A 13,460-nucleotide genomic window follows, 5' to 3' on the forward strand; every position below is an offset into this window, starting at 1 on the left:
CTCTCTTCGGGAGGGGGGCAACGCCTTCGCTGCGGGGCGGCCCTTGCTTGGCGTTTCTGGTTTGGGTCGCGGCAGTTTCAAAATCGAATACGAATCAAGGAATGGCGACGGAAAAACTCCGCAACCAGCTCGAACCCAGCGGTCTTTTGAGGCAGTTTGCCGATCACCCGCCAGAAGGCTTTGCCTTGCTGAAGGACTGGCCTGCCCCCGCCTTCACGGCACCGTTTGACTTGCTGACCACTGCAGATGACGCGCTCAAGGCGCGTCTTTTGTCGTTACCGGGTGGCCAATGGTTGAGTTCAAAACTCACCCTGCAAACCGACTTTGTGGGCGCCACCGTCAGCGAATATGCGCTGCTGCCTCAAGGCATTGCTGCAAGCACACTGGCGCAGCAATTGCGGGCCATGGCGGGTCGCACCCTGCTGACCATCGTCAAGGATTTGCCGCAGGCATCGCCACTGCTTTCTGAAGATGAAAACCGCTTCTCCAGAGAAGTCACTCAAGCGCTTTCAGAGCAAGGTTTTATTGCTTTGGAAGGGCAGGCGCTGGCCTATGTCCCCATTACCTTTAGCAGTCTTGACGCCTATCTGGCGGGCCTGTCAAAAAACCGCAGAAGCAGCCTCAAACGCAAGCTCAAAAGCCGCGAGCAGCTGAGCATAGAACGCATTCCAACCGGTGCGGCATTCGCGGATGATGCATGTGTAGATGCCTACTACGCGCTGTTTGATGCCGTTTACGCGCAAAGCGAAATTCACTTCGACAAACTCACTCGCGCCTTCTTTGCCGACCTGCTGCGCGATGCAGGCAATGGCGGCATCGTGTTTGAATACCGCGACCTGCAAAGCAAGGCTCTGCTAGGCTGGAACCTGTGCTTTGAGCATGGTGGCAAACTGATAGACAAATACATCGGCCTGTCTTACCCGGCAGCGCGTGAAGCCAACCTCTATTTTGTGAGCTGGATGGTCAATCTTGAATACGCACTGGAGCGCGGGCTCAGCCACTATGTGGCGGGCTGGACCGACCCTGAAGTCAAGGCCCAGCTGGGCGCCAGCTTCACCATGACGCAGCACGCAGTCTTCATCCGCAACCCCGTGCTGCGCGCATTGGGGCGGCGCTTTTCCAGTCTGTTTGAGGGCGATAGCCAGTGGGGTGACAAGACATGATGATGCAGCTGCAACCCGTTGTGCTGGATGTCGATGGCTCCGTAGGCCCACTCAACAACGAGCTGCGTCTGCCGCTTTTGGAATGGCAAGAGCTGGTGCGCTTTGGCTGCGGCCTGCGCAGCTTTAAACGATTTACCGATGCCATCCACACCCATCTGCCCCCGCTGCACGGCACCGCGCTCATGGGCAGCGGCGATTTTCATCATCTGAGCTGGCCGCTGATTGAGCGCAGCATCGGCCATAACGGCTACACGCCTACCAACCCGCTGCGCGTGGTGGTGCTGGACAACCACCCGGACAATATGCGCTTCCCATGGGGCGTGCATTGCGGCTCATGGGTGCGGCGCGTGGCCATGCACCCTGCCGTATCGCAAGTGCATGTAGCGGGCATCACATCTCAGGACATTGGCTCGGGCCACGCCTGGGAAAACTATCTGCGCCCGCTGCGCGCTGGCAAGCTCACCTATTGGAGCTGCGGTGTGGATACGCGCTGGGCCCAACGCATTGGGGCCGGCAAGGCGTTTCGCAGCTTTTCTACCATCGCAGAGTTGGTGCAGGCGCTGTCTCGTCATCTCAGTGAATGGCCGCAGGACACCTATCTGAGCATAGACAAAGATGTGTTCGCCCCCGAGGTTGTGCGCACCAACTGGGATCAAGGCCAGATGCTGGAAAAGCAGGCCATGGGCCTGATCGATGCCCTGCGCGGGCAGATCATCGGAAGTGACATTACCGGCGACGTGTCGTCATGGCACTATGGCACTTGGTGGAAGCGCCTGATGAGCGCAAGCGACGGGCAGGACACGCAGATTGATGCTCAAACGCTAGCTGCTTGGCAGGCTGGGCAACATGGATTGAATCAACGGCTGGTGAAGCGCATAGCGGCCAGCAACGCGAGTTAAAGCGCTTCACCGATACCTTTCAACACCTCGCTTCAAGGAGCTGACATGCTGGACCGGTTGACCGAAAAATTGCTGCGACATGCGTTTGAACCCTTGGTCAAAACGGGACGGCTTGAAGTCACCCTCCCATCTGGAAAGACACTGCTCTTTGGCGACGGTGGCCAGCCTCAGGCAAGGATACGTTTTACCGACAAACGCGCAATCTTTGCACTGCTGCGCGACCCCGATTTGAACTTTGGCGAGATGTTCATGCAAGAGCGCCTGCTCATCGAAAAAGGCAGCGTGTATGACGTGCTGGAGCTGGCTCTGTGCCATTCAAAAAATGCGCCCATCAGCGCCACCGTGCGCATGCTGGACGCCTGGCGCATGATGCTGCGCCCTTTGCTACAAAACAATCTGCGCGGCAAAGCTCGCGCCAATGTGGCCCATCACTATGATCTGGATGACCGTCTGTATCAGCTGTTTCTGGATAGCGAGCGTCAGTATTCCTGCGCCTATTTTGAGCAGGGTGATGAGGATCTTGAAACGGCCCAGCTCGCCAAGAAACGGCATATCGCCGCCAAGCTGCTGATTGAGCCAGGACAGCGCGTTCTAGACATAGGCTGCGGCTGGGGCGGCCTCTCTCGCTATCTGGCCGAGGTAGCGGGGGCGGCGCATGTCACGGGTATCACGCTGTCCACCGAGCAGCTTGCGGGCGCCCAACACAAAGCCTCTCAATCCACCCACGCGGAGAAGTTGGATTACCAACTGGTGGATTACCGCGACATGAATCGTGAAGAGCATGGCTCGTTCGACCGCATTGTTTCAGTCGGCATGTTCGAGCATGTAGGAACCGGTTTTTACGATGCCTTTTTCCGCAAATGTCACGAGCTGCTCAGTGACGACGGGGTCATGCTGCTGCACTTTATTGGCAACAGCGATGTGCCAGACTTCAATAATCCATGGATTGAGCGCTACATCTTTCCGGGCGGCCATATTCCATCCATGTCGGAGTTCACACCCGCTATCGAACGATCAGGTCTGGTGATCTGCGACATAGAGGTTCCGCGCCTGCACTATGCCCAAACTCTGCGCCTGTGGCGCGAGCGCTTCCTGGTACAGAGAGCGCAAGCTGCCGCGCTGTATGACGAGCGTTTTTGCCGCATGTGGGAGTTCTATTTGTCCATGTCTGAAGCGGCGTTCCGCTATCAGGACATTGCCATTTTTCAGGTGCAACTGAGTCGCAGGCAAGAGGCAGTGCCACTGACGCGCGATTACATCCACCAGCGTGAAGATGACCTCAAGAGTCTGGAAGCAGCGCAGGGCATGGTGGCCCCACACATGGCAGGCGCTGCAAAAATCAAAGTGAATACTGCCTGAAATGGCTCAATTTCAAGGCGTTATTCGGCTGCAATCAAGACCTATCAAGCACTAGCAGCTATTGTTCTTGATAGATTTCAGCGCTGCGTGGCCGCCTGAATATTCGCCAGCACACGCGCAAACCTCGCATCATCGAGCCACGGGCTGTTGCTGATGGCCAGCAGGCGCTTCGCCCAGTCCCGCGCTTGCGGCACATCTTCATTGCGCGCTGCGCCCAGCACATGGTCGTAGCAGCCATAGTCGGGCAGCACATGGACAAAGGGCAAAGACAGCCCGCTGCCATCGCCCCAATGGGCTTGCAGCACGGCATCTCTGGCTTGCTGGCTGGGCAGGCGCAGCAAGATCACCGGCCACACGCCTTGAGAATCTGCAGCGATATCGTCCACCACCTCTAGCCCGCAAGCGCGCAGCTGGGCCAAGCGCGTTCTGGTTTGATCGGCGATCTGCTGCTGAAAAACGCTCAGCCGCCGCAAAGCTTTGGAGCCGACTGCCTGACGCCAGGCGCCTAAGCTGTGCTGCGGGATGAAGTCATCAAAATCATCGCTCGCAGCCTGCACCCAGTTGCCGCGAGACAACGCTTGCTCCAGCGGCTTGCCATAAGCCATGCGCAGACCTGCCGGATGATAGAGCGCGGCGTAGCCCAGCAGCTCAACGCTGCGGCGCAGCTCCCACCAGAGATTAAATTTAGTCTTGGCACCCGTGGCATGCAGCACATCGCGCAGCACGGCATCACGCGTGATGAGTACGCCGCCTTCATAAGTGCTTAGACCTTTGCCCACGGCCAGACTGAAAAAGCCCACATCGCCCTTGAGCCCCACAGACTGGCCTTCGCAGCTTGCACCCAGCGCTTGCGCCGCATCTTCAATCACATAAGCACCCACGGCGCGTGCGCATTGCACAGCGGCATCCACGTCGGCCACCCGTCCACAAAGATGCGTGGGCAGCACAGCCAGCGTCTTGTCGCTGCACAGCAGGTGCAGGCAATCTGCATCCATATCCAGTGCATCCACCCGCAGATCGCACAGCCGCATCTGTAGCCCACATTGCGCAATGGCCAGTGCCACCAATGGGCAGGTGTAGGCGGGGACAATGACTTCGCTGCGCTCGGGCCTGAGTTGCTTGAGGCTACGCAAAGCCACCATCAGCGCCGAGGTGCCAGAGCACTCAAGCTGCACGCTATGCACGCCCAGCCATGCGGCAAGTTGCTCTGCAAAATCACCCGCCCCCCAGGGCAGCAGATCAGCCCATTGCAGCGGCAAGCCTGCCGTAGGGGGAACCGTTATTTCGCGCATCTCAGCTCGTCTGTTCTACCGCCTCAGGGGCCTCGCTCACGGCAAGGCACATGATGCCCACCACGATGAACAGACAGCCGATAATTTGCGGCCAGCCGATGGACTCTTTAAACAGCCAGTACGAGATCGCCATCACCGAAATAATCTCTAAATGCGAAGCCGCAAAGGCAGGCCCGATGGGGGCATGTTTAAGCAAGCTCATCCATGTGAAAAAAGCTCCGATGTAGCCAACGAATGCACCATAAATCCAGGGCTGTCCAAACACGCGAGTCAGCCAAGCGGGAGAGAATTCCAGCGGCAAGGCAGACTCTCCGGCCATCTTGAAACTCAGCTGCGCCAGCGTGTCAAAAGCCATGAGCACCAGAAAGCCGATGATGTAAAAACGCTTCATTTCAATGCAATCCCACCACCGCGACGCCAATGGAAATCAGCACAATGCCTGCGACCCGCATGGGAGCTAGTTTTTCGCGAAACAGTACACGTCCCAAAATCATGATCGCAACGATGTTGATGGAGCCCAGCAAAACACCATCGGACAGGGGCACCAGCGACAAAAATGCCAGCCAGACGACAAACTCAGCCACATAGCAGGTAATGCCGACCCATAGCCAAGGGCGAGCCAGCATGAAGCGCCAGCGCTCCATGCCATCACGATCGCCCGGCTCACTGGCCGCAGCCTTGAAGGCGAGTTGACCACCACTGTCCACCAACACATTGAGCACCCACAGCGTCACCACCAGTGGCGAGAGATCACTACCCATTCACACCCCTGGCAGGCACCGCTGCATGGGCGATGCGCGCTATGAATTCGTTCAACTTGGCGATCACGGTGCGACGCTCACGGTCTATGGTGATCATGTGATAACAGTTATCCAGCAGCACCAGTTCCACATGCGCATTCACGGCAATTCGCTCAATGTCTTGGGCATTGCTGACTGATGAAATATCGTCTTCTTTAGCGTGCAGTACCAAACAGGGCGAACGCAGCTGCGGCAGATTTTTCATCACATAGGCAGAAAGCGCACGCAGCTCAATCACGCTCCACCATGGGTTGCCGGGCAGACCTGCCGCAGAACTATCACCGTTGTTCATCTGCTCGACGATGCGCGCGCGCAGGGCTTCATCCTTGATGCCGTAAGGCGGTGCTTCCATGAACACGCTGTTGCGGCCAATGCCCAGCAGGCGAAACAGCGGGAGCAAGAATGCAAGTCGTGTGTATGAAGGAATGCTCCAGCCGTCATAGCGGAAAGTGGTTGACAACGCACCCACACCGGCCACTTTGTCCGGATGCTTTTGCGCGACTGCCAGCGACAGCAGCGAGCCCATAGAAAGGCCTGCTACCACCACATGATCCACATGCCTGCCAAAGCGCTGCAGGCCAGACTCCACACTGCTCAGCCAGTCCGTCCAGCGCGATGCAACAAGATCTTCCATCGCGGCGCAGTGGCCCGTCAGTTGCACGCCGTAGATGGTGAAACCTTGCTTGTTCAAGCCTTTGCCCAGCAAGCGCATCTCGGCAGGCGTGCCCGTCAAGCCGTGAATCAGCAGCACACCTATGCGTGCGTTCAGGCCTTCGCCGGGCATGATGAATTCATGGGGTGTCAGGCAGACTTCCTGCAAAGAGCTTTGTTGCATCTGAACCAACCCATCAGCGGCACTCATGCGGGCTGCTCCACGCCGAGGATGATTTGCTCAAGCAATTGCGTCGCCTGATCAAAGTTTTCAAAGCGCACATGGGCAATGCCATTGCTCTCGCAATAAGCGATGAGCTTGTACTTGGCCAGCACAAAGTCGGCCTTGCCTGAGACGCAAAAATCTGAGGTGCTGTCGCCGATATAAAGCACGCGACCATGCACGGCTTGCTGCTCTGCGAGACGCTCGCATTTGCAGTTACCGCTGGCACGTGCGCAGTGATTGCTGGCCCATGGGGAGTCAAGACGCCAGCTGTGCTCACCCGTCTGCACCAGATGATTGGCGATGACTTCCAAGTCACCCAGACCATTGCCCGCCAGCACATGACGAATGGCGTAGTCGATGCCGTCGCTGACAACCTGAACCTTGATGCCCAGCGCTTTGGCTTCTTGCACAAAGCGAATGAAATGCTCGTCAATTTCGATGGTGTCGAGATGGTTCTGCAGCTCGGCTTCGCTCATGTCCAGCAAGGCAACCTGACCCTGCATGCATTCGCGTGAGCCGATGTCCCCGCGCTCCCATGCATCTTCCAGCTCCTGCCAGCCCGGCTTGCCAAAACGGTTGAGCAAAGTGTCGGTCACATCCAGCAGGCTGATGGTGCCGTCGAAATCGCTTTGCACCATCCAGCCCGTCGAAGCTGTAGCCGTGGACGATGGGAAAATTTGAATTCGCTTATTCATGGAAACTGACCCTCACGTTCTGGCCCACTTTGGCATTGGCCGGCGGCTTGTCAAACACCAGTACAGATTCGACCACTCGTACCGGGCCGCGCTGGGTGTCATCCTGCAGGCGCGCCGGGCCGTAGACGGGGCTGACTCGCTGCACCGTGGCCGATGGAAATTCAAGCCGGGCTGCGCCGCCGTCACCATCCACCACAACATGAGCTTTCATGCCCTCACGGATGGCAGCCACAAAGCTCTCGTTAACTTCAGCGCGCACGATCAACGGGCGCTGGGGCAGTAGCACCGCTACAGGGCTGCCGCTTTGCAGCATGCTGCCCGTGTGGGCCGTCAGGCGGATGACGGTGGCGGCCTCTGGCGCACGCAATTCGTGGCGTTGCTGCAAGGCGCGCAGTTGTTCGACCTTGCGCTTGGCCACGGATGCTTCGACGGCGGCAATATCCACTTCAGCCTGCGCATCGCGCACAGACTGACTGGCTTCATCCACATTCTGCAAATCGGCTGCGCCTTGCTTGGCGGCAGCCTGCCAGCGCGCGAGCGTTGTTTTGAGTGCAGGCAAACGCTCTTGTTTGGCTTTGAGCTTGGTTTGCGCCAATTGCTGCTCCGATTCGGCCACGCCCAGATCGGCGCGGGCCGCGTCATCGGCCAAGCGCAGCAAGAGCTGACCCTTTTGCACACTCTGGCCTTCCTTGATCAGCAACTGCTGAACCACACCAGGCGCTGGTGATGCGAGGTCAAGCAAACCGCCCTCCACATCAATCTTGCCGCGGGCAACGGCAACCTGATTTTGCGGCTTGGTCTGCGCCGCAGCGACAGAAACGAGTGATGCAGAATCCTGCGCTGGCGAGCACCCACCCAGCGACAGCAGAGCTGCCGCAAGCAGCGGCACACCCGAACTGAGGCTGAGAAACAATGGGCTACGGTTCATGAATTATTCCTTGATGGGGCTGTTCTGGCGCCAGTCGCTGCGAATGGCGCCGTCTTCCATGCCCAGCACGCGATCGGCGTGGCGTACCAGCCGTGGGTCGTGGCTGACGCACAGAACCGTCGTGCCATGGCTGCGGGCTGCGCGGTGCAACAGATCAATGACGCGCTGGCCGCTTTCCGCATCCAGTGCGCTGGTTGGCTCATCGGCAAACAAAAGCTGGGGCTGCTTGGCAATGGCTCTAGCAATCGCAACGCGCTGCTTTTCACCGCCAGAGAGCTGCGCCGGGCGCATATGACTGCGGTGTGACAAACCCACTTCATCCAGCGCATCTTTGGCGCGGCGCAATGTTTCGCTGCTCTTGAGCCCCATATAGCCCAGAGGCAGCTGTACCTGCTCCAGCGCCGTCAGCGCCGGGAAAAGGTTGAAGCCCTGAAAGACAAAGCCGGTATGGCGCAGGCGAAATTTCTCCAGTGCGCCAATACTCATCTTTGCCAAGTCCTGCCCCAGCGCCATGGCACGGCCCCCATCGGGCTTTTGCAGGCCGGACATGAGCGACAGCAAAGTGCTCTTTCCGCAACCCGATGGACCTGAAATCAGGCTCAGCTCGCCCGGCTGAAGGCTGACGGAGAGCCCTTGCAGGACATGCACCTGCACGATGCCGGAGACAAAGGATTTTTCAAGGCGCACAGCCTCAAGACTGGGGGCGACCACATTTGCAGTAGAAAGAGTGTCGGGGCGTTCGCTCGTCATGGCTTGCATGCTTGGCTCCTCAACGCAGCAAGGTAGCGGGGTCGGCGCGCAGCAAGCTGCGCATGGCACCCAAACCGGATAGCAGGGACAACACCGCGATCAAAATGGCGCAAGCAAGCACCGCAGCCATATTGAGAGCCACCGGCACGCGATAGCTTGCAGCAATGCTTAGCAGCACAGCGCTGGTCAAGGCCGCGAGCACAAAGCCCAGACCACCAATCCAGCAGGCCTGTTCTACCACTACGCGCCCCAGCGATGCACGGCTGACGCCCAGCGCATTGAGCACTGCATATTCACGCGCTGAACCGGCAACCACGGCCTTCAGCGACTGGCTGGTCACAATGGCACCCACCAGACACACGATGACTGCCATAAAGAGTACGCCAGCGCCAGCGCCGGTATCGAGCATCCAGTAGCGCTGGGAGCGCCGGGCAAAGGCATCGGCAGTCCACACCTCATAGGGGCCAAAGCTGCTGCCGGGTTCACTCAAGCGCACTTGAGTCTCCTGCGGTTTTGCACCCGGCTTAAGGCGAGCCACAAAATAAGTGCTGCCGTGAGTTGCAGTCGTTTCTGCAATCTCGCGGGCCGTGCTGAGCGAGGCCAGCACGTTGACGCCGCCCAGCCCGCGCAGGCCATCAACCACGGCAACGATCTTCACAGCATGGTTGTTGATCCAGGCAATGCCACCCTCCTGCGCACCCAGAGTGCCCAGATCAGCGCGATCCACAATCACAGCACCCGGCTCAAGCAGCAGCTGACGCTGCCAAGCTGTGAGCACCTTGGTAAACATCATGGCTTGATCCACTACGCTGATGCCGGACAGATAGACGGAAACACCACCGCCTGCTGTGCTTTGGAGATGGTTGGTATGGGTGTGGGCTCGCCAATCGCCGTCGACCCAGACATAAGGTTCTACTGCTGCGATCTCAGGATCCATGCGCAGGCGCATTTCGACATCACTAGCAATGTTGCGGCCAAAATTAACGCTTTGCGTACCCGGGTAGCCGACCCACAGGTCAGCGGAAGAGGCTGTCACATAAATGGCTGAAGACCCAAAAATACCCAGCACCAGCGCTGCCTGCATGGCCAGCAGAACGCCTGAAAATCCCACGGCAAACACCGATGGAACAAAGCGCCGCCATTCATGAATCAGCGTCTTGCGCGCCAGAGCAATCAAGGATTCCCCCCAGCTGTTTGAGTGATGACAGGATCCAGTGGCGCAGCACCGACGGCTTTGTAGAGTGCGACATAAGCCAGTGCCTCGGCAGCCTTGGCCGTTGCCAGCTCGCTTTGCAGCTGCAAGCTGGCGTGTGCGTTTCCAGCACCTGCCAGTTCGTTGGACAAGCCGAGTTGCTGACGAACCGCCTGCGCTTTATCACGCGACTGGTGAATTTGCTGGGCAGCGAGCAATGATTGCTGGCGCTGCTGCTGGGCCGCCACTGCTGCCAGTGCGCCTTCGGCTTCGGCAACTCCATTGAGTACAGCCTGTCGATAAGCCTTGATACTGGCCTGCAATGCAAGCTCTTTGCCATCGGCCACCGCCCGGCGGCGACCCCAGTCGAACAGCGGAATATCAATTTGCGGCCCGAACATGGGCATGGCATCTGACGTTGTTCGATAGTTTTGCGTGAGGTTGTAGGAAAACAGCAGGGAGCCACCCAGAGCCAGACGTGGATAGAGTGCAGAACGCGCCACTCCAACCTCTGCCGCAGCTTGTTCTACAGCGGCTTCTGCGCTTTGAATGTCGGGGCGTTTGCGCAGCAACTCGGCTGGCATAACTGCAATGGCTGACATGACAGGGAATGAAGCATCTGCGTTGGCTTGCAACCACAGCGGCTCAGGGCGATCACGCCCCAGCAGGGCTGCCAATGCATGGGCTGCGCGCATCTGGCTTTCGTTCAAGAGCGCCAGTTGCGCCTCTTGCGTGCGCAGCTGCAATTGCTGCAGCTCTAACTCCTGAGTATTTGTCAGGCGCTGATCACGGCGAATCTGCAATAGCTGCAAATGTCTTTGAGATTGGAGCAGCTGCTTTTGCGCCAGATTGCGCTGAATTTGAGCCAGCCTGATATCGAGATAGCGGTGAACCACATCCGCCACCAAGGCCACGCGTGCAGCGTGCAGCTTGGCAGCAGCATCCAGCACTCCTGCCGAGCCGGAGCGGCGTGCTGCTTCAGCATCACCAAACAGGCCCAAGTCCCAGCTCACATCAATGCTGGCATGAAAGTAGGAGTCGACTGCGGCAATATCCTGCAGTGTGCGAGCACTTGCGCCAACGACAGGAAGGAAGGCCGAGCCTGCTGTGTTCGCAAGTAGTCGCTGTTGACGTAGCCTCAAAACAGCCTGAGCCACATCAAGATTCTGGGCCAGTGCTTCGTCCACAAGCGCATTCAGGGATGGATCATTCCAGCTGCGCCACCAAAGGGCCAGATCGGAGTTCCCTTTTTTTAGAGCGGCTGCTTGTAGCCACTGATCTGGAAGGGTGGAGTCCACTCGAACTTCAATAGGCGCGGAGCACCCTGCCAGCAATGACATGGCGCACAAGCAAAGACTGCCAATACGAAGACGTGAGGATTGGAGGGGACTTATCACAAGGAGGTTAGGTCAGCTATGGGCTTTCTTCTGGAAAACCCGTGGAGTGCAGAAACAACTATCCATAACGTCATTGAACGGTAAGAAGTTTTCGCCAGATTGAAGGGTTTATGGAGGAATCATGGAGATGAATCTGTAATCGTTGATCGCAGGCTCTCGCCCATAATGCTTGGATAACAAGTTTCAGGAGGTCCGCTGGATGCATGACTTTTCTGCGCATAAAACCATGACAAACCTGTCTCAGCAAGCTTCGATGCCCATGGTGCTCGTTGTAGAAGATGAGCCTCAGATCGCTGGCGTACTCAGTGCTTATCTAGAGCGTGATGGCTTGCGCATTCGTATGGCGTATGACGGCCAAGAGGCTTTGCAAATCTTTCGTCAGTTGCGACCGGATTTGGTGCTGCTAGACATCCATCTGCCTAAGGTTGATGGCGTAGATGTACTGAAGATGATTCGCAATGAAAGTGATGTGCCCGTCATCATGGTGACGGCGCTGGCTGGCGATGTGGACAAACTGCTCGCTTTGCGTATGGGTGCGGACGACTATGTGGTCAAGCCCTTCAACCCTCCAGAGGTTGTCGCTCGCGTGCGTGCCGTGTTACGCCGCTCGCAAGTCAAGCCCGCTGTGGTTGCAGCCCCCATCCGTGTAGGCCCCATAGAAATTGATGTCGAAGCCCACAGCGCTGCCGTTTACGATGATCAAGGCAACGCTGTTGGCTTATCCCTCACTCTCACGGAATTTCGCCTACTGGCCTGTCTTGCAGCCCAGCCACGTCGTTGTTTTTCGCGCTCTTATTTGATTGAAAACTGCCTGCCTGAAAGTGATGCGCTAGAGCGAGTTATCGACTCTCACCTCTCCAAGCTCAGGCGCAAGCTGCAACTGGCTGGTCAAGATGGCCTGATCGAAACCGTGCGTGGCATTGGATACCGTTTATGGCCCTGGGACTGAACCGTATTTGGGTTCGTTTTGGGCTGTGGATTACGGCTGCAGTCTTGCTCGCCATCGCCTCACTGGCTGCCGGCGTGCTGGTGTTTTCGGAGCTTCAATATAGGCAGTTCTATCGCGATCTGCCAAGCCCCATCAAGATCGAGTTGCAGACTCTTAAGTCCCGTAATCTGGAGGACAGTCCTAGAGCCTTGCAAATTTACTCAGATTACTGGGAAGGCGATCGCCTGTTTGGCGAAAAGTGGTCTTTGGTCATTGGTCTCGCTGTGAGCCTGCCCTTTGGCATGGCCATGGGATTTTGGATTTCGCGCCGCATTACCAGTCCAATCGCCTCTATGGTCGAAGTCGCCACCCATGTGGAGCGTGGCGAGCTGAGCTACCGCGCAGTCAAAGGCAATGCCCATGGTGAGATGGCCGAGATGATCGACGCCTTCAATGGCATGGTGAGTTCTTTGGAGTCGTTCGAGGCGGAGCGCTTGGCCACAGCCGCGTCTATCTCTCACGAGCTTCGCACTCCGTTGACTGTCTTACAAGCAAGGCTGCACGCTATTTGCGATGGTGTGATCGACACTAGTCAGTCTGAAATGAAGATGCTGCTGGCTCAGGTCGAGCACCTAGGCAGATTGGTGGGAGACCTTCATACTCTTTCCATGGCTGATGCAGGGCAGCTCTCACTGCGTAAAGAACGCATTGACTTGGCGACATTGGTTGGTGAAGTGGTTGAAGAGTTGCGCCCTCAACTACAAAAAAATGACATGGCTTTGTCGCTGGACTTGCCCATGCAGGAAGGCAATGGAAGTACAGATATAGGCGCTGATGCGGACAGGTTAAGGCAGATCATTAGCAACCTCATTAGCAATGTATTGCGTCATGCCGGCAATGGTCACTGGCTGGGCATTCAGGTGCAGTCTGAACCCGATCCCCAAGGCCTGCGCTGGGTCACTCTCAGCGTTAGCGATGCGGGGCCTGGCCTTGATGCAGACCTTCAATCTCACCCCTTTCAGCGTTTTGCGCAGGTGCCGGGAACGCGTCGCAAAGAAGGCTCAGGGCTAGGCCTTTCCATCGTCAAAGCATTAGTTACTTCGCAAGGTGGCCGTGTCAGCGCAGACACATCCGATAGGGGTGGCGCTCGTTTTACGGTGCGCTTTCCTCGCCTCTGAGT

At 57.6% G+C, this 13,460-nt stretch carries 14 protein-coding genes; 5 read left to right on the forward strand and 9 right to left on the reverse strand.

Annotation, left to right across the window (positions count from 1 at the left end; genetic code table 11):
• The first annotated feature begins 101 nt into the window (after positions 1 to 101).
• The 3 genes from KUF54_RS12185 to KUF54_RS12195 are packed head-to-tail and all read left to right on the forward strand — an operon-like array spanning position 102 to position 3,421.
• On the forward strand, positions 102 to 1,163 hold the full coding sequence (locus tag KUF54_RS12185) for a GNAT family N-acetyltransferase (protein WP_219343083.1): 1,062 nt from the start codon (positions 102 to 104) through the stop codon (positions 1,161 to 1,163).
• Positions 1,163 to 2,062, forward strand: coding sequence for a hypothetical protein (locus tag KUF54_RS12190; RefSeq protein WP_219346389.1), 900 nt, complete (start codon positions 1,163 to 1,165; stop codon positions 2,060 to 2,062). The genes KUF54_RS12185 and KUF54_RS12190 overlap by 1 nt, the downstream gene beginning before the upstream one ends.
• Before the next feature lie 45 nt (positions 2,063 to 2,107).
• On the forward strand, positions 2,108 to 3,421 hold the full coding sequence (locus KUF54_RS12195; protein ID WP_219343084.1) for a cyclopropane-fatty-acyl-phospholipid synthase family protein: 1,314 nt from the start codon (positions 2,108 to 2,110) through the stop codon (positions 3,419 to 3,421).
• A gap of 77 nt (positions 3,422 to 3,498) precedes the next feature.
• On the opposite strand, the gene KUF54_RS12200 is transcribed toward KUF54_RS12195, so the two are convergent.
• From KUF54_RS12200 to KUF54_RS12240, 9 genes are read right to left on the reverse strand one after another with little or no spacing between them, the layout of a single operon-like run.
• Entirely contained in the window at positions 3,499 to 4,713 is a 1,215-nt protein-coding gene (locus KUF54_RS12200; RefSeq protein ID WP_219343085.1) for a DegT/DnrJ/EryC1/StrS family aminotransferase, read from the reverse strand.
• 1 nt (position 4,714) lies between these two features.
• Positions 4,715 to 5,104 (reverse strand): multidrug efflux SMR transporter, encoded by a 390-nt coding sequence (locus KUF54_RS12205; RefSeq protein WP_219343086.1) that lies wholly within the window; start codon positions 5,102 to 5,104, stop codon positions 4,715 to 4,717.
• A 1-nt stretch (position 5,105) separates the two neighbouring features.
• Positions 5,106 to 5,474, reverse strand: a complete 369-nt coding sequence (locus KUF54_RS12210) for an EamA family transporter (RefSeq protein WP_219343087.1) — start codon at positions 5,472 to 5,474, stop codon at positions 5,106 to 5,108.
• Entirely contained in the window at positions 5,467 to 6,375 is a 909-nt protein-coding gene (locus KUF54_RS12215) for a carboxylesterase (protein WP_219343088.1), read from the reverse strand. The genes KUF54_RS12210 and KUF54_RS12215 overlap by 8 nt, the downstream gene beginning before the upstream one ends.
• The gene (locus KUF54_RS12220; protein WP_219343089.1) at positions 6,372 to 7,085 is read right to left on the reverse strand and encodes an MtnX-like HAD-IB family phosphatase; all 714 of its coding nucleotides are present in this window, start codon (positions 7,083 to 7,085) and stop codon (positions 6,372 to 6,374) included. The genes KUF54_RS12215 and KUF54_RS12220 overlap by 4 nt, the downstream gene beginning before the upstream one ends.
• Positions 7,078 to 8,013, reverse strand: a complete 936-nt coding sequence (locus KUF54_RS12225) for an HlyD family secretion protein (protein WP_219343090.1) — start codon at positions 8,011 to 8,013, stop codon at positions 7,078 to 7,080. Before KUF54_RS12225 ends, KUF54_RS12220 begins: the two co-directional genes overlap by 8 nt.
• A 3-nt stretch (positions 8,014 to 8,016) precedes the next feature.
• Positions 8,017 to 8,772: an ABC transporter ATP-binding protein gene (locus tag KUF54_RS12230; protein WP_255576074.1), complete on the reverse strand. Its 756-nt coding sequence runs from the start codon at positions 8,770 to 8,772 to the stop codon at positions 8,017 to 8,019.
• Positions 8,773 to 8,782: 10 nt separating this feature from the next.
• Positions 8,783 to 9,940, reverse strand: coding sequence for an ABC transporter permease (locus tag KUF54_RS12235; RefSeq protein WP_219343091.1), 1,158 nt, complete (start codon positions 9,938 to 9,940; stop codon positions 8,783 to 8,785).
• Positions 9,937 to 11,295, reverse strand: coding sequence for a TolC family protein (locus KUF54_RS12240; RefSeq protein ID WP_219343092.1), 1,359 nt, complete (start codon positions 11,293 to 11,295; stop codon positions 9,937 to 9,939). Before KUF54_RS12240 ends, KUF54_RS12235 begins: the two co-directional genes overlap by 4 nt.
• 256 nt (positions 11,296 to 11,551) lie before the next feature.
• Between KUF54_RS12240 and KUF54_RS12245 the strand changes: the two genes are divergently transcribed.
• Positions 11,552 to 12,301 carry a response regulator gene (locus KUF54_RS12245; protein ID WP_219343093.1) on the forward strand — a complete coding sequence of 250 codons (750 nt, stop codon included), beginning with the start codon at positions 11,552 to 11,554 and terminating at the stop codon, positions 12,299 to 12,301.
• Positions 12,286 to 13,458: a cell wall metabolism sensor histidine kinase WalK gene (locus tag KUF54_RS12250; RefSeq protein ID WP_219343094.1), complete on the forward strand. Its 1,173-nt coding sequence runs from the start codon at positions 12,286 to 12,288 to the stop codon at positions 13,456 to 13,458. The genes KUF54_RS12245 and KUF54_RS12250 overlap by 16 nt, the downstream gene beginning before the upstream one ends.
• Positions 13,459 to 13,460 lie beyond the last annotated feature (2 nt).

The organism is Comamonas sp. Y33R10-2, assembly GCF_019355935.1.
In the GTDB taxonomy this organism is placed as follows: Bacteria; Pseudomonadota; Gammaproteobacteria; order Burkholderiales; family Burkholderiaceae_C; genus Comamonas.